We start from the raw sequence: 21,669 nt of genomic DNA, 5'->3' as shown, positions 1-21,669 counted from the left end.
CCGATGGCTTCTCCGGACGACGCAACTCCGACATTCGCCGACCTGCAGATTCACCCCGCGGTGCTGCAGGCTGTCGCCGACGTCGGCTACGAGTCGCCATCGGCCATTCAGGCGGCGACGATCCCGGCGTTGATGGCGGGCTCCGACGTGGTGGGGCTGGCGCAAACCGGCACAGGCAAGACCGCCGCCTTCGCGATTCCGATCCTGTCCAAGATCGACACCGCCAGCAAAGCGACCCAAGCGCTGGTGCTGGCGCCGACGCGCGAGCTCGCGCTGCAGGTGGCCGAGGCGTTCAGCCGCTACGGCGCACACCTGCCGCAGATCCACGTGCTGCCGATCTACGGCGGCTCGTCGTATGCCGTGCAACTGGCCGGGCTCAAGCGCGGCGCGCAGGTCGTGGTCGGTACTCCGGGCCGGGTCATCGATCACCTCGAACGCGGCACACTCGATCTGTCCCGGGTGGACTACCTGGTGCTCGACGAGGCCGACGAAATGCTGCAGATGGGTTTCGCCGAAGACGTCGAGCGCATCCTGGCCGACACCCCGGAGTACAAGCAGGTGGCGCTGTTCTCGGCCACCATGCCTGCCGCGATCCGTAAACTCACCGCGAAGTACCTGCACGACCCGCTCGAAGTCGCCGTCGAAACCAAAACCGCTACGGCGGAGAACATTTCGCAGCGCTACATCCAGGTTGCCGGCCCGCGCAAGATGGACGCGCTGACCAGGGTGCTCGAGGTCGAGCCGTTCGAGGCGATGATCGTCTTCGTGCGCACCAAGCAGGCCACCGAAGAGGTGGCCGAAAGACTGCGTGCCCGAGGGTTTTCCGCGGCTGCCATCAACGGCGACATCGCGCAGGCACAGCGGGAGCGGACCATCGCCGCGCTCAAGGACGGCAGTATCGACATCCTGGTCGCCACGGACGTGGCCGCCCGCGGACTGGACGTGGACCGGATCTCGCATGTGCTGAACTACGACATCCCGCATGACACCGAGTCGTATGTGCACCGGATCGGACGCACCGGCCGGGCCGGACGTTCGGGCACCGCGCTGCTGTTCGTCTCGCCGCGGGAACGCCACCTGCTCAAGGCAATCGAGAAGGCGACGCGCCAAAAGCTCACCGAGGCCGAGCTGCCCAGCGTCGAGGACGTCAACGCGCAGCGGGTGGCCAAGTTCGCCGACTCGATCACCGACACACTCGGCTCGCCGGGAATCGAGCTGTTCCGCAGCCTGGTCGAGGATTACGAACGCGAGCACGACGTCCCGATGGCCGACATCGCGGCGGCACTCGCGCTGCAATCCCGCGACGGCGAAGCGTTCCTGATGAAACCGGAGCCACCGCCGGAGCGCCGGTCCAACGAACGACGGGACAAGCCCGCCAAGCCCAGGCCCAAGGACGGGTTCGCCACCTACCGCATCGCGGTGGGCAAGCGGCACAAGGTCGGCCCGGGCGCAATCGTCGGCGCCATCGCCAACGAAGGCGGTTTGCACCGCAGCGATTTCGGCCACATCAGCATCGGGCCCGACTTCTCGTTGGTGGAGTTGCCGGCCAAGCTGCCACGCTCGACAGTCAAAGCGCTTGAGCGCACCCGTATTTCGGGTGTGCTCATCAATCTGCGGCCCGACAATCGCGGTGCCAAGCCCCGGCGGAAACACGCGGGATGACGGTCTCGGACGCCACCACCGACCAGGGCGGACTCGAGCAGGTCTCCGGCCCGGACCGGGTCGCGTCCTTGACCGGCATCCGCGCCGTCGCCGCCCTGCTCGTCGTTGCCACCCACGCCGCCTACACCACCGGCAAGTACACCCACGGCTATTTCGGGTTGATCTGTGCGCGCATGGAGATCGGGGTGCCGATCTTCTTCGTGCTGTCCGGATTTCTGCTGTTTCGTCCGTGGGTGAAATCCGTCGCCACCGGCGGCCCGTCGCCGTCGGTGAGTCGCTATGCGTGGCACCGGGTTCGGCGCATCATGCCGGCCTACGTCGTCACGGTGCTGGCGGCCTATGTCGTCTACCACTTCCGCACCGCCGGGCCCAATCCCGGCCACACCTGGCTTGGGCTGTTCCGCAACCTCACGTTGACGCAGATCTACGCCGGCAACTACCTGGACTCCTACCTGCACCAGGGACTCACCCAGATGTGGAGCCTCGCAGTGGAAGCCGCCTTCTATGTGGTGTTGCCGCTGCTGGCCTACCTGCTGTTGGTGTGGATCTGTAAGCGGCGGTGGGAGCCGGTGCGGCTGCTGGTCGCACTGGGCGCGTTGATGTTGATCACCCCGGCCTGGCTGGCGTTCGTACACGCCGCCACGTCGGTGCCCAACGGGGCGCGGTTGTGGCTGCCCACCTATCTGGCCTGGTTCCTCGCCGGCATGATGCTGTCGGTGCTGCAGGCGATGGGCGTGCGCTGCTACACGCTCGTCGCGCTACCGCTGGCGATCATCAGCTACCTGATTGTCTCCACCCCGATCGCGGGCGCGCCGACGACGTCGCCGCAGGGGCTGCCCGAGGCGCTGGTGAAGTCGGGGTTCTACGCGGCCATCGCCGCGCTGGCGGTCGCGCCGCTGGCACTCGGTGATCGCGGCTGGTACAGCAAGCTGCTGGCGAGCCGGCCGATGGTGTGGCTGGGCGAGATCTCCTACGAGATCTTCCTGATCCACCTGGTGACCATGGAGATCGCGATGGTCGAGGTGGTGCGCTACCGCGTCTACACCGGCTCGATGCTGAACCTGTTCGTGGCCACGCTGGCGATCACGATCCCGCTGGCCTGGCTGCTGCACCGTTTCACCCGCGTGCCCAGCTGACTGTGTTAGGTTAACCTTCCCTAAGTCGTACGGGAAGGGTGCTTGATGGCTGATCAAAAGGGGTCCCGCGGCTTCGCGGGCGCGGTGCTGAAGCTGTTGCGGGCCGGCGACTACCGGCTGACAGTGACCGGCAAGCGCGAAATAAGCCCCCACTACCTGCGATTGAGCTTCGAGGGGGGCGGCATGCTCGCCGAGCACCCGGTGCACCCGACGATGTGGATCCGGATGTGGTTCGCCGACGGCGCCAAACAGCATCAGCGCGGTTATACCCTGGTCGACCCCGACCCGGGCGCCGACACCTTCGACATCGAATTCGCGCTGCATGGTGGGATCGCGTCGCGGTGGGCGCAGGATGCGCAACCCGGAGACACCATCGAGGCGACGGTAATGGGCAGCAAGTTCGCCGTCCCCGAGCCGCCGCCGGCCGGGTACGTCATCGTCGGCGACACCGCCTCGCTGCCGGCGATCAACTCTCTGCTGACGGCAATCGGAGATGCCCCGGCGCAGGTGTTCCTCGAGGCGGGTTACGACGACGACAAGGACTTGCCGGTGGACCGCGACTCGGACGTCACCTGGGTGGACCGCAAGAACGCGGGCGAGGCTTTGGTGCAAGCGGTGCGGTCGGCGGCGTTCGACGCCGGCGACCACTTCGGTTGGGTGGCGTGCGACCACCGCACGACGCGCTCGGTGGTCAAGGTGCTGCGCGACGAGTTTGGCATCCCGCGCAATTCCATTGCGTCGCGGGCGTATTGGATGGCTAGCCGCGGAGTCTAGTCGGCACCATGGTCGGGGCGACGAACTCCTCGATCATCGCCTGTTCGTCGGCGTCGTCGCGGCCCGGGAAGATCAGCAGCGACGTGATGACCCGCACCAACCAGCGGGCCCGGCGATCGACCGCCGCTGGATCGTCGACACCCAACGAGGTGACGAACGCGCCGACCAGCGCCGTGATCACTTCGGAATGTTCGGCCATCTCGCCGCCGATTGGCGGCTGCGTGGTGGCGAACCATGATGCCAGCGCGGGATTTTCCCGCACCATGGCTACCGACCTGGCGATGCCCGCGACGAGCCGCTCATGCGGGTCCTCGATACCGGCGAGGCTCTCCGTCATCCGGCGGTACACCGTACGCGCCTCGCGGTGTACGTATGCGGTCCGCAATGCCTCACGGCTCTCGAAGTAGCGGTATAACGTCGCGCGCGAACACCCTGCCGCACTGGCGATCTCGTTCATCCCGACCGAAGCGGCATCCTGGCGAGTGAAAAGTTCCCCTGCCGCGTCGAGAATCCGGTCGGCGGCCACCTCGGTGCGCCGCTCCGCCAGCCAGTCGTTGCGCGGCATCAGGACCTGACCTTGAACGGCACCGACAGTGGACGCCGCACGTAGCTGCCGCCGGACCACACGATGCCGGACTCGTCGACTTCGAATTCCGGGCAGCGGGACAGCAATTCGGTCAGCGCCACCCGCGACTGCATCCGGGCCGCGGCCGCGCCCAGGCAGTGGTGTGCGCCGTGGCTGAAGGTCAGGATGTTGCGCGGACACCGGCGCACGTCGAGTTCGGCGGCGTCCGGCCCGTACTGCCGCTCGTCGCGATTGCCCGAGCCGTACAGCAGCAGCACTTTGCGGCCGGCCGGCACCGTCGTGTGGCCGATCGTCACGTCGCGAGTGGTGGTGCGGGCCAGACCTTGCACCGGCGAGGTCAGCCGCAGCAGTTCGTCGATCGCGTCCGGAATCAGGCCGGGGTCGTCGACGAGCAGCTGTCGCTGGTCGGGCCGCTGGTGCAGCAATTGCACCGAGCCGCCCAGCATGCCGGTGGTTGTGTCGTTGCCGCCGGTGACCATCGTGAAGGTGAACGCCAGCACCGACAGCGTGCCGGCGATGTCGCCGTCGGCGCCGACCCCGGCCGCCACCAAGTGCGAAATCGTGTCGTCCTCGGGTTCGTGGCGGCGCCGCTCGATCAGCCCGGTGAAGTAGGCCATCATCGACCCGACCGCGTCACCGGCGGACGCAACGCCGGCCTCGGCGGCGTTGGCCGCGACGATGGCCTGGGTCCAGCCGTCGAACTGGGCCCGGTCCTCCTCCGGCACGCCCAGGTAGTGCGCGACGACCATCGACGGCAGCGGCTTGAACAACTCGGCGACGATGTCGCCGCCGCCCTCGGCGCGCAGCCGCTCGATGCGCTGCACGACGAACTCGCGCACCTTCGGCTCGACCGCCTCGACTTGCCGCGGGGTGAAGCCGCGCGACACCAGCTTGCGAAACTCGGTGTGCACCGGCGGATCCTGCATCACCATAGGCGGATTGTCTTGCAGCCCAATGAGTTCCAAGTCGCCGTAGGTGACGGTCAGCCCCTGCGCCGACGAGAACGTCTCGTGGTCGCGCGCGGCCGCCCAGATATCGGCGTGCCGGGACAGCACGTAGTAGTCCTCGTCGGGCCTGCCCTCCGGCACCACGTGGTGCACCGGGTCGTGGTCGCGCAATGCCTGGTACATCGGCCACGGGTTGGGCCATGTCTCGGCCGTCGCAAGCTCGAACCGGGCCTCATGAGACAAAGTTGTCGTCATGTCTTATTCGTACGACAGTCGCGCTGCAGTGTCAACCGCCGAGTGTGAATCTCACGACGCGACACGCCGCGTAGCCGTCGTCAGATTCACGCTCGGCGAGCGGTCAGATGCCCGAGCCGGGGTTGAGAATGCCCAGCGGGTCGAGCGCATCCTTGATGCGACGGTTCAGCGCCATCGCGTCGGGCCCGAGCTGGTCGGCCAGCCATGGCCGCTTCAACCGCCCGACGCCGTGTTCGCCGGTGATCGTGCCGCCGAGGCGCAACGCGAGATCCATGATCTCGCCGTAGGCCAGCTGCGCGCGTTCGGTCATGGCCGGGTCGTCGTGGTCGTAGACGATCAGCGGATGGGTGTTCCCGTCGCCCGCGTGTGCGATCACCGAGATCATCAGCTCACGTTCGGCGGCGATCCGGGCGATCCCGCTCACCAGGTCGGCCAGCGCGGGCACCGGCACGCCGACGTCCTCCAGCAGCAGCGGCCCCTTGGCTTCCACCGCCGGGATCGCGAACCGGCGGGCGGCGACGAACGCCTCGCCCTCGTCGGGGTCGTCGGTCGAAAACACTTCGGTGGCACCGTATTTGGTGAACACCTCGGCGATGAACTCGGTGTCTTCGCTGCCCGCCCGGCCCCGCTCGTCGGAGCAGGCCAGCAGCATCGCGGCCGCGCCGCGGTCCAGACCCATCCGCAGCTTGTCCTCGACGGCGTTGATGGCCACCGAATCCATGAATTCCAGCATCGCCGGGCGAATCCGGGCGCTGACCGCGAGCACCGCCTCGGCCGCGGCCTCCACCGACGCGAAATTGGCCACCACCGTGCAGGACCGGGGCTGCGGCGGCACCAGCCGCAGTATCACCTCGGTGATCACGCCGAGTGTCCCCTCGCTGCCGACGAACAGCTTCGTCAGCGACAGCCCCGCCACGTCCTTGAGGCGCGGTCCGCCCAACCGCACCGCGGTGCCGTCGGCCAGCACCACCTGCACACCGAGCACGTAGTCGGTCGTGACGCCGTATTTGACGCAGCACAGCCCGCCGGCGTTGGTGGCGATGTTGCCGCCGATGCTGCAGATCTCATACGACGACGGGTCGGGCGGATACCACAGTCCGTACTCGGCGACCGTCTTCTTGACTTCGGCGTTGAGCAGCCCGGGTTGGCAGACCGCCGTGCGGGTGACCGGGTCGACGACGATGTCGCGCATCTTCTCCGTCGACAACACGATGCCGTCGTCGACGGCGGTCGCCCCGCCGGACAGGCCGGTGCCCGCGCCGCGCGTCACCACCGGAACCCGATTGGCGCTGGCCCAGCGCATCACGGTCTGGACGTCTTCGGTGCGGCGCGGGCGCACCACCGCCAACGGCTTTCCCGCCGACGGGTCGAACGCGCGGTCTTGCCGGTAGCCCTCGGTCACGGCCGGGTCGGTGACCACCATGCCCTCCGGCAGTTCGGCAATCAGGCTGGCCAGCGCATCAGTGCTCACCAGCACGATCCTACGGAGGCGCGGATCGGGTGCGGCAGAGTAGAGCCGTGAAGTTCGCCCACCCGCGCACCGCAGAGCTGTTTGAGTCGCCGGTGCCGCCCGGCACAGGCTGGCCGGGCGATCCCGCCACTCCGGATACCGCGATCGCGTCGACACCGGCGCAGGTCGCCGCAATGGCAGAGGCCGCCGAGACGCCCGCTCAGCTCGACGCGGAGGTGTCGGTGTGCCGGGCCTGCCCCCGCCTGGTCGAATGGCGCGAACAGGCGGCCCTGACCAAGCGGCGCTCGTTCGCCGACCAGCCGTACTGGGGCAGGCCGGTGCCCGGCTGGGGCGCCGAGGATCCGCGGGTGCTGATCGTCGGGTTGGCGCCGGCCGCTCAGGGCGGCAACCGGACCGGTCGGGTTTTCACCGGTGACCGGTCCGGCGACGTGCTCTATGCGGCGATGTACCGGGCCGGTCTGGCGAATTCGCCGATCAGCGTGGACGCCGCCGACGGCCTGAGCCTCATCGGCACCCGGGTGGCCGCGGCCGTGCGCTGCGCACCGCCGGACAACGCGCCGACACCGGTCGAGCGCGCCACGTGCGCGCCGTGGCTGGCCGCCGAGTGGCGGCTCACGGGCAGCGACGTGCGGGTCATCGTGGCGCTGGGCGGTTTCGGCTGGCGATCGGCGCTGGCGATGGTCCGCTCCGGCGGCGGTCAGGTGCCGCGGCCGCAGCCGAAGTTCGGTCACGGCGCCGCCGCGACGCTGAAGGCCGCTCACGGCGACGTCACGCTGCTCGGCTGCTACCACCCCAGCCAGCAGAACACCTTCACCGGCAAACTGACCACCGCGATGCTCGACGACGTCTTCGGCCGGGCCGCCGCCCTGGCAGGACTATCCGGGTGACCCCAGGCGTTGACGCCGACATGCGGCTTTCCGTCCTCGACCTCGTCCCGGTCCGCACCGACCAGACCACCGCCGACGCGCTGGCGGCCACGGTGGCACTGGCGCAGACCGCCGACCGGCTGGGCTACACCCGCTACTGGGTCGCCGAACACCACAACATGCCGTCGGTGGGCGCCACCAGCCCGCCGGTGCTGATCGCCTACCTCGCCGCGCAGACCACGCAGCTGCGGTTGGGGTCCGGCGGCGTGATGCTGCCCAACCACGCGCCGCTGGCGGTGGCCGAGCAGTTCGCGCTGCTGGAAGCCGCGGCGCCGGGCCGCATCGACCTCGGCATCGGCCGCGCCCCCGGCTCGGATCCGGTGACGTCAGTCCTGTTGCGCGGCGCGGCCGGTCGCGACGATCGCGACATCGATCAGTTCCCGGACTATCTCGACCACGTGCGGGCGATGATGAGCAGGACCGGTGTGCGGGTGCAATTGCGCGACGGCGACTACGTCCTCAAAGCCACCCCCGCGGCCGCCACGGAGCCGCGGCTGTGGCTGCTCGGCTCGTCGCTATATTCGGCGCGACTGGCTGCGGCCAAGGGGCTGCCGTATGTGTTCGCCCACCACTTCTCGGGCAAGGGGACCGAAGAGGCGCTCGCGCTGTACCGCTCGCAGTTCGTGCCGAGTGAGCTGGCTGCCGAGCCGATCACGTTTCTCACCGTCAACGCCGTCGTCGCCGAAACACGCGACGAGGCAACGGCTTTGATCCTGCCGAACTTACAGATGATGGCGCGGCTACGCACGGGCCAACCCCTCGGGCCGCTGGGACTCGTCGAGGATGCACAACACGTCGAACTCACCCCGCAACAGCAGCACATCGTCGAAAGCGGCTTGAAGCGCGCCGTTCTCGGCGCACCCGCCGAGGCCGCCGAGCAATTGCGGGCGCTTGCAAAACGTTTCGACGTCGACGAGGTGATGGTGCACCCTGTCGCCTCGGCCCGCCGCGGCACCGACCCGAAAACCGCGCCCGGTCGGGAGAAAACGCTCGAGCTTCTGGCGAAGGAACTGTTCTAGGGCGTCAGCACGATCACCGGGATCGGCCGCGACGTGCGCCGCTGGTAAGCCTTGTAGCGGTTGGCGTTGGGCTTGTTGACGATCTCCCACAGCCGGTCATAGTCGGCGTCGCCCGGCATGACCCGTCGCGCGGTGACGCCGAAACGCTTTGGGCCGACGTTGATCTCGACGTCGGGGCGCTTCCGCAAATTGTGATACCAACCCGGATAGGTGTTGGCACCGCCGTTGGACGCGACGATCAGATACGAATCGCCGTCGCGCGCATACGTGAGTGACGTGGTGCGCGGCTTGCCGGTCTTGGCGCCGACCGTGTGCAACAGCAGGCTCGGCGGTGCCCCCGGTATCCGGTGACCGACCCAGCCGTTGGTCTTCTGGTAGATCATGTCGTGGATTCGCAGCAGCCGGATGCCCACCTGCTCGATCGGCGTGAGATTGCTCATCGGCTCAGTCTGACTGCCGTGCATCGATCCGCGCCAGCGCGTCGCGCAGGATCTGCCCGGTGGACTCCCGGTCCGGGTCGCGGCGCAGCAGCATTCCCTTGGCGACCGACAGCTTGTCGCCGTTGCGGCGCGGCAGCACATGCAGGTGAATGTGGGACACCGTCTGGAAGGCGGCCCGGCCGTCGTTGATCGCGATGTTGGTGGCGTCGGCCAGCTCGGTGGTGCGGGCAGCCTTGGCGATCCGCTGTCCGATCGTCACCATGTCCGCCAGCGTCTCCGGCGGGGTATCGGTCAAATCGACGGTGTGGCGCTTGGGCAGCACCAGGGTGTGGCCGCGGGTGAACGGACGGATGTCGAGGATCGCCAGGTAGTTGTCGTCTTCGCAGATGCGAATGGCGGGCGCCTCGCCGGCGACGATCGCGCAGAACACACAAGACATAAGGCCACCGTAGTCAGACCGCCAGCGCCGCGGCCATCGCCTCGATCGCGCGGTCCAGGATCGCCCGCGGGGTCGCGAAATTCAGCCGCGCAAAACCGGAGCCGACGCTCGCGCCGAACGGAATGCCGGGCGACAGCGCCACCTTGGCCTTCGACAGCAGGTAGTCGGCCGGTTCCGCCGGCAGGTTCAGCGCCCGGAAATCCACCCACGACATATACGTAGCCTCCGGAGTATTGATCTTCAGCCCCGGAACCGCCTCGGGCAGGGCCCGGGCCAGGTGATCCCGGTTGGCCCGCAGATACACCAGCAACTCGTCGAGCCAGCGGCCGTCATCCTCGTACGCCGCGATGTTGGCGCGAATACCGACCGTGGCCGCGCCCATCTTGTGCAGCATGTTGATCCGGTCCCACTCGTCGATGTCGCGGGGATTGGACAACACCACCTGCGCGCACATCAGCCCGGGCAGATTCCAGCCCTTGGAGGCCGACAGCAGCGTGACCACCGTGTCGGCGGCCGTGTCGGACACCGACGCGGCGGCAACGTGCGGCCGGTCGTACACCAGCGGCGCGTGGATCTCGTCGGCGATCACTCGGGCGCCATGCCGGGCCGCGACATCGACGATCGCCCGTAGCTCGCCGGCGGTGAACGCGGTACCCAGCGGGTTGTTCGGATTGCACAGAATCAGCGACCCGGCCCCGCCGGCAAACGCGGCATCCAGCGCATCCAGATCCAGCACATACCGACCCGAATCGGCTTGCGGCGACGGTATTTCCACGCGTTGGCGGCCAGTGACCCGCAGCACGTCGAAAAACGGCATGTAGGCGGGGACGGGCAGTACCACCGGGCTCTCCGGGCGGGTGAGGAAGTTGACGACGGTTTCCATGCCCTTGAGCACGTCCGGAACGACGCGGACCCACGCGGGCTCGACGTGCCAGCCGTAGCGGCGCTGGCACCAGTCGGCGGTGGCCCGCGGCAGGGTGTCCTCGGTCACCGGCGGGTAGCCGAATTCCTCGTTGGCGACGCAGGCACGCACCGCGTCGAGCACCGCCGGCGCGGTGGGGAAGTCCATTTCCGCGATCCACAACGGCAGCACGTCGGGCGCAAACAGGTTCCACTTGATCGTGTTGCGCGCGCGGAGCTGATCTTCGGTCAATAGATCGAACATGTCAGTAGTCTGCCTGCACATGGATCCCCGTGAGTTGGCGTTCGCCGGCGCGGCGGAGCAGGCGCAGATGCTGGCGGACGGCACTGTCACCGCGCCCGAGCTGCTCGAGGTGTATCTGGACCGCGTCGCCCGGCTGGACCCGCAGCTGCGCTCGTACCGCGTCGTGCTGGCTGACACCGCCCGCGAAGAGGCCGCCGCGGCGCAGCGCCGCCTCGACGCCGGCGAGCGGCTGCCGCTCTTGGGTGTGCCCGTCGCAATCAAGGACGACGTCGACATCGCCGGGCAGACAACCACTTTCGGCACCAGTGCGCACGGCCCGGCGTCCGCCGAAGACGCCGACGTGGTGCGCGCGCTGCGCGCCGCGGGTGCGGTGATCCTCGGCAAGACCGCGGTGCCCGAGTTGATGATGCTGCCCTACACCGAGTCGGTGAGCTTCGGCGCGACCCGCAACCCATGGGACGTCTCCCGCACGCCGGGCGGTAGCAGTGGCGGCAGCGCCGCCGCGGTGGCTGCCGGGCTGGCGCCGTTGGCGTTGGGTTCCGACGGTGGCGGCTCGATCCGCATCCCGTCGACCTGGTGCGGGGTTTACGGCCTCAAACCCCACCGCGACCGGGTCTCCGTCGCACCCCACGACGACGTCTGGTGCGGCCTGAGTGTCAACGGCCCGATCGCGCGCTCGGTGCGCGACGCGGCGCTGTTCCTGGATGCGACGACGACGGTGCCGGCACCCGACGGTGGATTCGTCACCGCGGCGTCGCGGCCTGTTGGCCGACTGCGAATTGCCTTGAGCACCAAGACACCACCGCCACTGGTGATCCGCGGTGGAAAGCAGCAGCGTGCAGCCGTCCAGCAGGCGGGTCGGTTGCTTGCAGACCTGGGCCACCACGTCGTCGCCCGCGATCCCGACTATCCGCCCGCGGCGATTTCCGGAAATTACCTGCCCCGCTATCTCCGTGGCATCTACAACGACTTTCGCTTGTTGCCCCACCCGGAGCGGCTGGAGGCCCGCACCCGCAACATGGCCCGCGTCGGCGCGTTGTTTTCCGAGCGGCGGATCGCCAAGGTGCGTGCGCACGAGGCGGCGCTGGCCGCCCGGATCCAGACGATCTTCGACGACGTCGACGTACTGGTCACGCCCGCCAATGCCACCGGACCACCCCGCGTCGGCGCCTACCAGCGGCGCGGGGCGATCGCGAGCCTGCTGCTGGTGTCGGCGCGGGTGCCGTTCTTCGAGATCTGGAATCTGACCGGCCAGCCGGCCGCGGTGGTGCCGTGGGCATTCGACAGCGAGGGTCTGCCGTTGTCGGTACAGCTCGTCGGCCGGCCCTACGACGAGGCCACGCTGCTGGCGCTGTCCGCCCAGATCGAAGCGGCGCGGCCGTGGGCGCACCGGCGACCGCCGGTGTCATGACCGGGTGATCACCCGCCAGGCCGCCAGTTTGTCGCCGGCCCGCATCGCGCGAGCGGGACTGCTCGACGGCAGCAGCTGATAAGTCAGCGGCCGCTCGACAAAGACCAGCCGGCGGAACAAACCGGCGGCTGTCTGGCCGTTGAAGTACAACCCGGGTGATCCCACGGTACTTCGCAAAGAACTGGCTAAAGTCGTTGGCCACCACGCTCTTCGGATCGATCGCCGCATCAGCGCTGCCGGCGCGGCGGCAGCTGTGCAGCACATCCCACAACGCAATCCCGTGCGATTGCAGTGCGGCCAGCCGACTTTCGTACGCCAAGCTGCCGTCGATGCCGAACAGCCCAGCCATCATCGGCCAGAACGCATTTCGCGGGTTGGCGTAGTACTGCCGCTGCGCCAGCGATTGGACACTGGGGAACGAACCCAGGATCAGCAGCCGGGCGGCGTCGTCGACCACCGGAGGGAATCCCTGCAGAAGTGGTGTGCTCATCGACCCACATGATGCCCCGCCGCGTTATACGTTGACGGCGTGGACGTCCCGGAAGAGCTGCTCGACGGACTGGAGGGCAGCGCGCGCGACGAGCGGGCCGAATTGATCGAGTGGCTGCTCGGGCGGGGTTTCACCGCCGAGGAGATCCGGACCGGAGATCCGCCGATGTTGCTGGCGTCGCGCCGGATTATCGGCGACGACGGCGTCTACGTGTCGGCGCGGGACATCAGCGAGCGCTACGGCATAGACCTCGATCTGCTGCAGCGCGTGCAGCGTGCCATCGGGCTGGCCAGAGTGGACGATCCCGACGCGCCGGTGCACATGCAGGCCGACGGTGCGGCCGCGGCTCACGCGCAACGCTTCCTCGAGGTCGGGCTGGATCCCGAGCACCTGGTGCTCGTCGTTCGGGTGCTGGCTGATGGGCTTTCGCATGCCGCGCAGGTCATGCGCTACACCGCGCTGTCGGCCATCCTGCAGCCGGGCGTGACGGAGTTGGAAGTCGCGAAGCGCTCCGAAGCGCTGGTCGGCCGGATCGCGCCGCTGCTGGGCCCGTGGATCGAGGACATGCTGTTCATGCACCTGCGCCACCAGATGGAAACCGAAGCCGTCAATGCCAGTGAACGTGCTGCGGGCAGAGCACTTCCGGGTGCCCGAGAAGTCACCGTGGCGTTCGCCGACCTTGTCGGCTTCACCCGGCTGGGGGAGGCTGTGCCACCCGAGGACCTGGTGCAACTCGCCGACCGGCTGGCCGATCTGGCCCGGGACGTGGCGGTGCCGCCGGTGCGCTTCGTCAAGACCATCGGCGACGCGGTCATGCTCGTCTGCCCCGAACCGGCGCCGCTGCTAGACGCCGTACTGAAGCTGGTCGAGATGACCGACACCGACAACGAGTTGCTGCGGCTACGGGCCGGCATCGCCACCGGGCCGGCCGTGAGCCGGGCCGGCGATTGGTTCGGCAGCCCGGTGAACATGGCCAGCCGGGTGACCGGCGTGGCCCGGCCGGGCACGGTGCTCGCGGCCGAGTCGACACGTGAGATCCTTGGCGATTCCGCGGGATTCAGCTGGTCGTTCGCCGGTGGGCGCCACCTCAAGGGCATCAAGGGCGAGGTGAAACTGTTCCGCGCCCGGCGCGGCGACAGCACCTAGTCCAGACATGAGGGCAGGCCCGGAGGGCACTGGGGCTGCGTCTCATACATCCTGCGCGGCCGGCTCTCTTACCCCTTACACCGGCTCTTTGGATCAGCCACTCTCGGGCCTGCTTCGCTGTTAAAGCTACAACGTTCGACGCGTCATATCAATGGTTTTCGCGCACTGGGGGCGGCGACGAGCACCGCCCGCCGGAGCGGAGTTTCTCTGGCGGCGAAGCCCCTTTTGCAAATGTTGTAATGGTGTAATCATGTAAGCATGAGACACCATCACACACACCAGCGGCGCTACGGGCGGCCCGGGGGCTGGCAGCAAGCCGAGCAGCCGGACGCCAGCGATGCCGCCGAGTGGTTCGCCGGCCGCCTGCCCGATACGTGGTTCGACGGCGATCCGACCGTCATCGTCGACCGTGAGGAGATCACGGTCATCGGCAAGCTGCCCGATGCCTCCGACAAGGAGGAAAGCGAGGCGCGTGCGTCGGGCCGCGTCTCGCGGTTCCGCGAAGAAACCCGGCCGGAGCGGATGAACATCGCCGACGAGGCGCAGGAACGCTACGGCCGCAAGGTTTCCTGGGGCGTCGAGACCGGCGGCGAGCGAATCCTGTTCACCCACATCGCCGTACCGGTCATGACGCGGCTGAAGCAGCCCGAGCGTCAGGTGCTCGACACCCTGGTCGACGCCGGAGTGGCCCGGTCCCGATCCGACGCGTTGGCCTGGACGGTCAAATTGGTCGGCGAGCACACCGAAGAGTGGCTGGCCAAGCTGCGCGACGCCATGTCGGCCGTCGACGACCTGCGCGCCCAGGGTCCCGAACTGTAAACCGCTGTCAGCTCACCGGCTTTCCGCACCGCGGGCAGAACCGGTCCAGCTGTCGGCGCGGCGCGCCGCACGCCGGACAGACTTTGATCTCGGTGGTCACCGTGTCGCTGCCGGGCACGGGAGTGCTCGGCCTCGGAAACGGTTGGGGCGGAACCCCGCCGACAGCGGTGGGACCGCGTGGCGGCGGCGTCGGGCCGGGCATCCAGCCCTGCACGGGCGACGGCGGCGGGGCCTGCATCGGGTATCCCGGAATCGGCGGGCCGCCGGCAAATTGCGGCCTGCGCCTGCGTCGTCGCACCAGCAGCGTCAACAGCACGAGTGCTGCGACGCCAACCAGCACCACCCCGCCGATGATGTACCACGCGTTGCCCAGGCCTGCGTTGGGCGGCGCCGGCGGCTGGATCAGAGTCACATTGTGCGACAACAGGAAAGACCTGAGGTCGGGGGTGTTGGTGATGAAGTTGAAGCCGGCCGACGTGGTCAGGCCCCTGCTGTTCACGCCGATGACCTGCCCGTCCTGGTTGACGGTCGGGCCCCCGGACATGCCCGGCGCGAGTTCGGTGCTGACTTCGATCTGCACCACGCCCGACGGGGTGACTTGATTACTGGAGATCGTGCCGGTCTTGAACGACGCCCGGGCGATCTGGCTCTGGTCGGCGATGTCCTGCAGATCCCCGGGGAAGCCGATCGAGGTGACCGAGTCGCCCACCTGTGGCGAGTCTTTCGCAATCACCAGGCCCGGCGTCTGCTTGGACATGTTCGGAACGTGCAGCAAGGCAACGTCGCCCGCTTCCGGCGACTTGAAGTCCACCACTTCGACCGTCGTCGGACTGGTGATCGTCGCACCATCCACCCCGTTGGGTTGGATTGCACGCACGCTGCGGTCCGGCGGTGAGCCACCCAGTTCGCCTTCCACGCGCCAGTTGGCGTAGGCCTGCTCCTTGAACTTGGGCGCCTTTTGGTCGTGCAGGTAACCGTCGAGCAGAACCAACCGGCCCTGCCCCGGGTCGACGCAATGTCCGGCGGTGACGATCTGCGCCGACGCGCTGACGTACCAGCCCGTGCAGGTCACCGAATACTTGAGCTTCTCGGTCCAGAAGCCTTGGCCATCCGCGTCGGCGCTCGGCGGGACGAGGATCGAGCCGCTCCACTGGGTCAGCAGGAAGACAATGGACTTTTCCAGGTTGGCCACTGAGTTCTTGGTGTTATCCGCCGAAGCGTGTGGCGCGCCGGCCAGCCCGACAGCAGCCGTCAAGAGCAATGCTGCGAACAGGCGGACCGAACGGGTGATGAACGTAGCCGTCATGACAATTCCTCAAATGTCATCCGTCGGTGGCAAACAGCCCTGCAAACCGTCATCCGTCCCGATACCACTGGCATCCACCGCTGCCGGCAAACATCCCGGACGACGGCAGTGTACGCGGGGCGGGCCTTGCGCCGCTGGGAAATCGCCCAGACTGCTCTACGCCTGGGTCATCGCGTAGTAGGCGCCGCGGCGCGCCATCAGCTCGGCGTGATTGCCGTGCTCGACGATCTTGCCCGCTTCCATCACCAGGATGACGTCGGCGTCTCGGATTGTCGAAAGCCGATGGGCGACAAGGAAGCTCGTTCGACCACGACGAAGTTCGCGCATCGCATGCTGGACGAGCAGTTCGGTGCGGGTGTCCACCGAGCTGGTTGCCTCGTCGAGGATCAGCAGTTGGGGCCGGGACAGAAATGCCCGGGCGATGGTGATCAGCTGTTTCTCGCCGGCGCTGATGTTGCCGCCGTCGTCGCTGACCCGGGTCTGGTATCCGTGCGGCAGCGTGTGCACGAACCGGTCGACGTAGGCGGCCTTGGCGGCCTCGATCACCTCGTTCTCGGTGGCGTCGGGCCGCCCGTAGGCGATGTTCTCCGCGATCGTCCCGCCGAACAGCCAGGTGTCCTGCAGCACCATGCCGATCCGCGACCGCAGCGAATGCCTGCTCACCGACGCGATGTCGACGCCGTCGATCAGGATCCGGCCCGAATCCACGTCGTAGAAGCGCATCAGCAGGTTCACCAGTGTGGTTTTGCCCACCCCGGTCGGCCCGACGATCGCGACGGTGCTGCCCGGTTCGGCCACCAGCGACAAGTCGTCGATCACCGCCGTGCCGGGGCGGTAGGCGAAGCTGACATGCTCGAATTCGACACGGCCGGTGGGGCTTTGTCCGTTGAGCGACGGCAATGCCGCTGAGTGGTCGGGCGAGTCTTCGGGTTCGTCGAGCAACTCGAAGACCCGTTCGGCGCTGGCCACTCCGGATTGCAGCGTGTTGTACATCGCGGCCACTTGGCCGAGTGGCCAATTGAATTGGCGGACGTACTGGATGAACGCCTGAATGTTGCCGACGGTGATCTGCCCGGTCGCGACCTGTAATCCGCCGACCACCGCCACCGCGACGTAGCTGAGGTTGCCGATGAAGGTCGTCGCCGGCGACACCAGCCCGGAGAAGAACTGGGCGCCGAAACTCGCTTGGTACACATCGTCATTGAGCCGGCGGAACTGCTCCTCGGCCTGCGCCCGGTGACCGAAGGTCTTGACCAGCGTGAAACCGCTGTAGGTTTCCTCGATGTGGGCGTTGAGCCGTCCGGTGTTGGTCCACTGCGCGACGAACAGCCGCTGCGAGCGCCGGGTGATCGCCCGGGTTGCGAGCAATGACAGCGGCACGGTCACCAGGGTGAGCACGGTCAGCAGCGGTGAGATGGTCAGCATCATCACCAGCACGGTCGTCACTGTCAGGATCGCGGTCAGCAGTTGGCTGATCGTCATCGACAGCGACGTCGCGACGTTGTCGATGTCGTTGGTGACCCGGCTGAGTACTTCGCCGCGCTGCCGCCCGTCGAAGTAAGCCAGCGGCAGCCGGTGCAGTTTGTCTTCGACATCGGAGCGCAATGCCCGCAGGGTTCGCTGGACCGTCAGGTTCAGCAGCCGCGCCTGCGCCCAAACCATCGCTGCGGCAATCAGATACAGGGCCAACGCCAACGCCAGCGTGCGGGCCACCGCGGCGAAGTTCACGCCCTCGCCCGGGACCACGTTCATCCCGGACAGCAGATCGGCAAAGGTGTTGTTGCCGCGTGCCCGGGCTGCCGCGACGGCTTGCGCCTTGGTCATGCCGGCCGGCAGCTGGCGGCCGATCACGCCGTTGAACAACAGGTCGGTGGCATGGCCGAGGATCCGCGGCACCACCACGCCGATCCCGGTGCCGACGACACTGAGCGCGATCACCGCGGCGGCCGGCCCGCGTTGCGGCGCCAGACGTTTCACCAGCCGAACGGCCGAGCCGGTGAAGTCGCGCGAGCGTTCCGTCGGCGCCTGCACGACACCGCGGATCGGGCGGTCCATGGAAGCCGTCACCGCTGGCCTCCCACGCCGCTGCCCACCGACTGGGATTCGGCGAATTCGCGATAGGCGGGGCAGTCGGCCAGCAGCGATTCGTGCGTGCCCGTGCCCACCACGCGCCCATCGTCGACGACGATCACCTGACCTGCCTGCGCAACGGTCGAAATACGTTGCGCGACAATGATCATCGTCGCGTCCGCGGCGGCCTCGCGCAGCGACGCGCGGACTTGGGCGTCGGTGTGCACGTCGAGCGCGGAGAACGCGTCGTCGAACAGGTAGATGGCCGGGCGGCGGATCACCGCCCTTGCGATCGCCAGCCGCTGCCGTTGTCCGCCGGAGAAGTTGATGCCGCCCTGCGCCACCCGCATCGCCAGCCCGTCGTCGTGTGCCCGCACGAACCCGTCGGCGCCCGCCACCCGCAACGCTTCCCACATCTGTGCATCGGTGGCGTCCGCTTTGCCGTAGCGCAAGTTGTCGGCGACGGTGCCGGAGAACAGGTAGCCGCGCTGCGGCACCAGCCCGATGCCCGCCCACAGCTGCTCGATGTCATGGTCGCGCACGTCGACCCCGTCGACCAGCACGGCGCCGGCGGTCACGTCGTAAAGGCGGCAGATCAGCGAGATCAGCGTCGACTTCCCCGAACCGGTGCTGCCGACGATCGCCGTGGTGGTACCCGGCCGCGCAGACAGCGAGACATCTTGCAGCACAGGGCGATCCGCGCCGGGGTAGCAAAATGTCGCGTTCTGGAGCCGCACGACACCGCGGGCCTCGGGCGCCTGCGGCGTGTCCGGATTACTGATCGCTGGACGGGTGGCCAGCACCTCGGCGATGCGGTCCGCGCAGACCGAGGCCCGCGGCCACACCATCATCATCGTCGTCGCCATCAACACCGACATCAGGATTTGGGTGAAGTAGGCAAGGAACGCGATCAGGGAGCCCACCTGCATCTGGCCGGCATCGATGCGCAGGCCGCCGAACCAGATCAGCGCGACGGACGAGCAGTTGACGGTCAGCGTGGTGACCGGCAACATCAGCGCCTGCCAATTGCCCGCGGCCAGCGCGGTATTGGATAGCGCCAGGTTGGCTTCGCCGAATCGCCGGCGCTCGAACGGTTCCCGGGCGAATGCCCGGACCACCCGCACACCGGACAGCTGCTCGCGCATCACCCGGTTGATGTTGTCGATCAGCCGCTGCATGCTGCGGAAAAGCGGCAGGGTGTGCGAGACGATCCAGTAGTTGGCCACCGCCAGTACCGGGACGCTGACCAGCAACAGCCACGAGAGCCCGGCGTCTTGGTGGATGGCCATGAAGATTCCGCCCACGCTCATGATCGGGGCGGTCACCAGCACCGTGCAGGTCATCTGCACCAGAAACTGGATCTGCCGGATGTCGTTGGTCGTGCGGGTCAGCAGCGACGGCGCGCCGAACCGGGCGGTCTCGTGTTCGGAGAACGTGACGACGTGGTGGAACATCGCAGAGCGCAGATCCCGGCCGAACCCCATCCCGGTCCGGGAGCCGAAGTAGACCGCGCCGACCGCGCACAGCACCTGCAGCCCGGTGACCGCGAGCATCGCCCCGCCGAGCCGGACGATGGTCGCGGTGTCGCCCTTGGTGACGCCGTCGTCGATGATCGCGGCGTTGACCGTCGGCAGATACAGCGACGCCAGCGTGCTGACCAACTGCAGTGTCATCACCGCCGCGACCAGCCAGCGATACGGCCGGACGTACTGGCGCAGCAGTGCCAGGAGCATCTGGTAACTGTCGCACACTCCAAGCGGCCTGGTTGGGACCACTGCCGGATTAGAAAGACCTGGTCAGCGTGGTGCCTGGGTTGGCCACAGATGCTGCCGCTACAGTGCATGCTGTGACGAGAAGCAGGTGCGTGTAGCGGTGCGGCGCAGTGTGGTGGCGCTGGCCCTCGCGGCAGCGACCTTGATCCCGACGGTGGCCGCATGCTCCGGCTCCGACTCCGACCAGGCCAAGTCGACGGAGTCGTCGGCGCCGGCGTCCGGAGAGGGACATCACGGGCCGTTCTTCCCGCAGTGCGGCGGCGTCACCGACGAGACGGTTGCCCAGCTCACCCAGATCACCGGGCTGATCAACACGGCCCAGAACTCGGTGGGCTGTCAGTGGCTGGCCGGCGGCGGCATCCTCGGCCCGCACTTCTCCTTCTCCTGGTATCGCGGCAGCCCGATCGGTCGGGAACGCAAGACCGAGGAGCTGTCGCGCTCGAGCGTCGAAGACATCAACATCAACGGCCACGGCGGCTTCATCGCCATCGGCAACGAGCCCACGTTGGGTGACTCCCTGTGCGAGATCGGAATCCAGTTCAACGACGACTTCATCGAATGGTCGGTCAGCTTCAACCAAAAGCCGTTCCCCGACCCGTGCAACATCGCCAAAGAACTGACACGCCAGTCGATTGCGAACTCGAAATGACTAGGCGGCTATTGATTGTTGCGGCCGCGTTGCTCACCGCGCTGGCCGTGGTGACCGGCTGCACCAGGTCGGTCGGCGGCACCGCGGTCAAGGCCGGCTCAGGTGATGTGCAGCGCAACAACAACTCCGAGCAGCAGTACCCCAACCTGCTCAAGGAATGTGAGGTGCTGACCACTGATCTGCTGGCCAAGACGGTCGGCGCCGACCCACTCGACATCCAGAGCACGTTCGTCGGCGCGATCTGCCGCTGGCAGGCCGCCAACCCGGCCGGTCTGATCGACATCACCCGGTTCTGGTTCGAGCAGGGCAGCCTGGACAACGAGCGCAAGGTCGCCGAGGGTCTGAAGTATCAGATCGAGACTCGTTCCATCAATGGCGTGCGATCGATCGTGATGCGGCCCAACGACCCCAATGGCTCGTGCGGCGTGGCCAGCGACGCCGCCGGGGTTGTCGGCTGGTGGGTCAACCCGCAGGCGCCGGGGATCGACGCGTGTGCGCAGGCGATCAAGCTGATGGAGCTGACGCTGTCGACTAACTCCTGAGTCGCTTGTCGCGAGCCAGAAGCTAGGGCTGCGATCGCGTCAGAATCACGACCGCAGCTTCTGGTTCGCGGTGTGCGGAGCTCAGCGGGGCACGTGAAAGTCGACCAGCGCGGTGCCGCCGAGCTCCAGTTCTTTCCACGTGCCGGCTAACTCGAGCACTGCGATGGCCGACGTCGGGAACTTCTCTGAAATCGCTTCGACCGCAGCGGTATTGGTGTCCTCGGTGCCGGCCAGCCCCACGGCCACCGACGACGTCGTCGGCTCGTGCCCGACGACGAGCAAGGTGGTCACCTCGTCGGGGACACCGTTGATTTCGCCGATCACCATCCCGGGTGTGGCGCCGTACAGGCGCTCGACATAGCGCACCGGCGCGTCGATACCGGTGCGCACCAAAGTTTGTCGCGCGCGAGTTGCCGTCGAGCACAACACCAGATCGATCGGCGGCAGGTTGGCCCGCAGCCACTCACCGGCCAGGCCGGCCTCTCGTTCGCCCCGCGGCGCCAACGGCCGCTCATGGTCGGCCACCCCGTCCGGGTACGCCGACTTCGCGTGCCTCAGCAAGACCAGAGTTCGCGTCACCCGACCAACGGTAGACCTGGCGGCGACCCGCTTCGCCCGGCTTCGCCGCGCTTGCGATCGCCGCG

General features: G+C 67.8%; 20 protein-coding genes and 1 pseudogene. 10 read left to right on the top strand and 11 right to left on the bottom strand.

Annotated elements, in window-relative coordinates; all coding sequences use genetic code 11:
- Nucleotides 1-3 precede the first annotated feature (3 nt).
- From MFM001_RS03745 to MFM001_RS03735, 3 genes are read left to right on the top strand one after another with little or no spacing between them, the layout of a single operon-like run.
- Nucleotides 4-1,662, top strand: coding sequence for a DEAD/DEAH box helicase (locus tag MFM001_RS03745; protein WP_116373748.1), 1,659 nt, complete (start codon nt 4-6; stop codon nt 1,660-1,662).
- Nucleotides 1,659-2,798, top strand: a complete 1,140-nt coding sequence (locus MFM001_RS03740; protein WP_116373746.1) for an acyltransferase — start codon at nt 1,659-1,661, stop codon at nt 2,796-2,798. The genes MFM001_RS03745 and MFM001_RS03740 overlap by 4 nt, the downstream gene beginning before the upstream one ends.
- A gap of 45 nt (nt 2,799-2,843) precedes the next feature.
- Nucleotides 2,844-3,572: a siderophore-interacting protein gene (locus tag MFM001_RS03735; RefSeq protein ID WP_116373744.1), complete on the top strand. Its 729-nt coding sequence runs from the start codon at nt 2,844-2,846 to the stop codon at nt 3,570-3,572.
- Here MFM001_RS03735 and MFM001_RS03730 read toward each other — a convergent pair.
- From MFM001_RS03730 to MFM001_RS03720, 3 genes are all read right to left on the bottom strand, one after another.
- Complete coding sequence (locus MFM001_RS03730; RefSeq protein WP_116373742.1) at nt 3,556-4,137, bottom strand: TetR/AcrR family transcriptional regulator; 582 nt, start codon at nt 4,135-4,137, stop codon at nt 3,556-3,558. The two genes, MFM001_RS03735 and MFM001_RS03730, sit on opposite strands and share 17 nt — an antisense overlap.
- Entirely contained in the window at nt 4,137-5,360 is a 1,224-nt protein-coding gene (locus MFM001_RS03725) for a cytochrome P450 (protein ID WP_116373740.1), read from the bottom strand. The genes MFM001_RS03730 and MFM001_RS03725 overlap by 1 nt, the downstream gene beginning before the upstream one ends.
- A 103-nt stretch (nt 5,361-5,463) precedes the next feature.
- Nucleotides 5,464-6,831 (bottom strand): FAD-binding oxidoreductase, encoded by a 1,368-nt coding sequence (locus tag MFM001_RS03720; protein ID WP_116374355.1) that lies wholly within the window; start codon nt 6,829-6,831, stop codon nt 5,464-5,466.
- A gap of 47 nt (nt 6,832-6,878) precedes the next feature.
- Here MFM001_RS03720 and MFM001_RS03715 point away from each other — a divergent pair, with 47 nt between their 5' ends.
- The gene (locus MFM001_RS03715) at nt 6,879-7,718 is read left to right on the top strand and encodes a uracil-DNA glycosylase (RefSeq protein ID WP_116373738.1); all 840 of its coding nucleotides are present in this window, start codon (nt 6,879-6,881) and stop codon (nt 7,716-7,718) included.
- A 20-nt stretch (nt 7,719-7,738) separates the two neighbouring features.
- On the top strand, nt 7,739-8,776 hold the full coding sequence (locus MFM001_RS03710) for an LLM class flavin-dependent oxidoreductase (RefSeq protein ID WP_116374354.1): 1,038 nt from the start codon (nt 7,739-7,741) through the stop codon (nt 8,774-8,776).
- Here MFM001_RS03710 and MFM001_RS03705 read toward each other — a convergent pair.
- The 3 genes from MFM001_RS03705 to MFM001_RS03695 are packed head-to-tail and all read right to left on the bottom strand — an operon-like array spanning nt 8,773 to nt 10,820.
- Entirely contained in the window at nt 8,773-9,216 is a 444-nt protein-coding gene (locus tag MFM001_RS03705; RefSeq protein WP_116373736.1) for a nitroreductase family deazaflavin-dependent oxidoreductase, read from the bottom strand. The genes MFM001_RS03710 and MFM001_RS03705 overlap by 4 nt on opposite strands.
- Nucleotides 9,217-9,220: 4 nt before the next feature.
- A complete protein-coding gene (locus MFM001_RS03700; RefSeq protein WP_116373734.1) occupies nt 9,221-9,655 on the bottom strand; it encodes an HIT family protein in 435 nt (144 codons plus the stop codon).
- Nucleotides 9,656-9,668: 13 nt separating this feature from the next.
- Nucleotides 9,669-10,820, bottom strand: coding sequence for a MalY/PatB family protein (locus MFM001_RS03695; RefSeq protein ID WP_116373732.1), 1,152 nt, complete (start codon nt 10,818-10,820; stop codon nt 9,669-9,671).
- A gap of 19 nt (nt 10,821-10,839) precedes the next feature.
- On the opposite strand from MFM001_RS03695, the gene MFM001_RS03690 reads away from it, so the two are divergent.
- Nucleotides 10,840-12,231: an amidase gene (locus MFM001_RS03690; protein WP_116373730.1), complete on the top strand. Its 1,392-nt coding sequence runs from the start codon at nt 10,840-10,842 to the stop codon at nt 12,229-12,231.
- Here MFM001_RS03690 and MFM001_RS03685 read toward each other — a convergent pair.
- Nucleotides 12,226-12,721: pseudogene (locus MFM001_RS03685) on the bottom strand (DNA-deoxyinosine glycosylase). The gene MFM001_RS03690 and the pseudogene MFM001_RS03685 overlap by 6 nt on opposite strands.
- A 39-nt stretch (nt 12,722-12,760) precedes the next feature.
- On the opposite strand from MFM001_RS03685, the gene MFM001_RS03680 reads away from it, so the two are divergent.
- Both MFM001_RS03680 and MFM001_RS03675 read left to right on the top strand, forming a co-directional pair.
- The gene (locus MFM001_RS03680) at nt 12,761-13,867 is read left to right on the top strand and encodes an adenylate/guanylate cyclase domain-containing protein (RefSeq protein ID WP_116373728.1); all 1,107 of its coding nucleotides are present in this window, start codon (nt 12,761-12,763) and stop codon (nt 13,865-13,867) included.
- A 258-nt stretch (nt 13,868-14,125) separates the two neighbouring features.
- Complete coding sequence (locus tag MFM001_RS03675) at nt 14,126-14,686, top strand: hypothetical protein (protein ID WP_116373726.1); 561 nt, start codon at nt 14,126-14,128, stop codon at nt 14,684-14,686.
- 7 nt (nt 14,687-14,693) lie between these two features.
- Here MFM001_RS03675 and MFM001_RS03670 read toward each other — a convergent pair whose 3' ends face one another.
- From MFM001_RS03670 to MFM001_RS03660, 3 genes are all read right to left on the bottom strand, one after another.
- The gene (locus MFM001_RS03670) at nt 14,694-15,992 is read right to left on the bottom strand and encodes a trypsin-like peptidase domain-containing protein (RefSeq protein ID WP_116373724.1); all 1,299 of its coding nucleotides are present in this window, start codon (nt 15,990-15,992) and stop codon (nt 14,694-14,696) included.
- A gap of 156 nt (nt 15,993-16,148) precedes the next feature.
- Nucleotides 16,149-18,047 (bottom strand): ABC transporter ATP-binding protein, encoded by a 1,899-nt coding sequence (locus MFM001_RS03665; RefSeq protein WP_116373722.1) that lies wholly within the window; start codon nt 18,045-18,047, stop codon nt 16,149-16,151.
- Nucleotides 18,048-18,055: 8 nt separating this feature from the next.
- Complete coding sequence (locus tag MFM001_RS03660) at nt 18,056-19,795, bottom strand: ABC transporter ATP-binding protein (RefSeq protein WP_116374353.1); 1,740 nt, start codon at nt 19,793-19,795, stop codon at nt 18,056-18,058.
- 139 nt (nt 19,796-19,934) lie between these two features.
- Here MFM001_RS03660 and MFM001_RS03655 point away from each other — a divergent pair, with 139 nt between their 5' ends.
- The gene (locus MFM001_RS03655; RefSeq protein ID WP_116373720.1) at nt 19,935-20,483 is read left to right on the top strand and encodes a DUF3558 domain-containing protein; all 549 of its coding nucleotides are present in this window, start codon (nt 19,935-19,937) and stop codon (nt 20,481-20,483) included.
- On the top strand, nt 20,480-21,025 hold the full coding sequence (locus MFM001_RS03650; RefSeq protein ID WP_116373718.1) for a DUF3558 domain-containing protein: 546 nt from the start codon (nt 20,480-20,482) through the stop codon (nt 21,023-21,025). Before MFM001_RS03655 ends, MFM001_RS03650 begins: the two co-directional genes overlap by 4 nt.
- Nucleotides 21,026-21,106: 81 nt before the next feature.
- Here MFM001_RS03650 and MFM001_RS03645 read toward each other — a convergent pair whose 3' ends face one another.
- The gene (locus tag MFM001_RS03645) at nt 21,107-21,604 is read right to left on the bottom strand and encodes a histidine phosphatase family protein (protein WP_238158898.1); all 498 of its coding nucleotides are present in this window, start codon (nt 21,602-21,604) and stop codon (nt 21,107-21,109) included.
- Nucleotides 21,605-21,669: the final 65 nt, after the last annotated feature.

This window comes from Mycobacterium sp. MFM001 (genome assembly GCF_003402475.1).
GTDB lineage: Bacteria > Actinomycetota > Actinomycetes > Mycobacteriales > Mycobacteriaceae > Mycobacterium.
The sequence above is the reverse complement of the archived record's forward strand: the minus strand, read 5'-3'. Positions and strand labels throughout refer to the sequence as shown.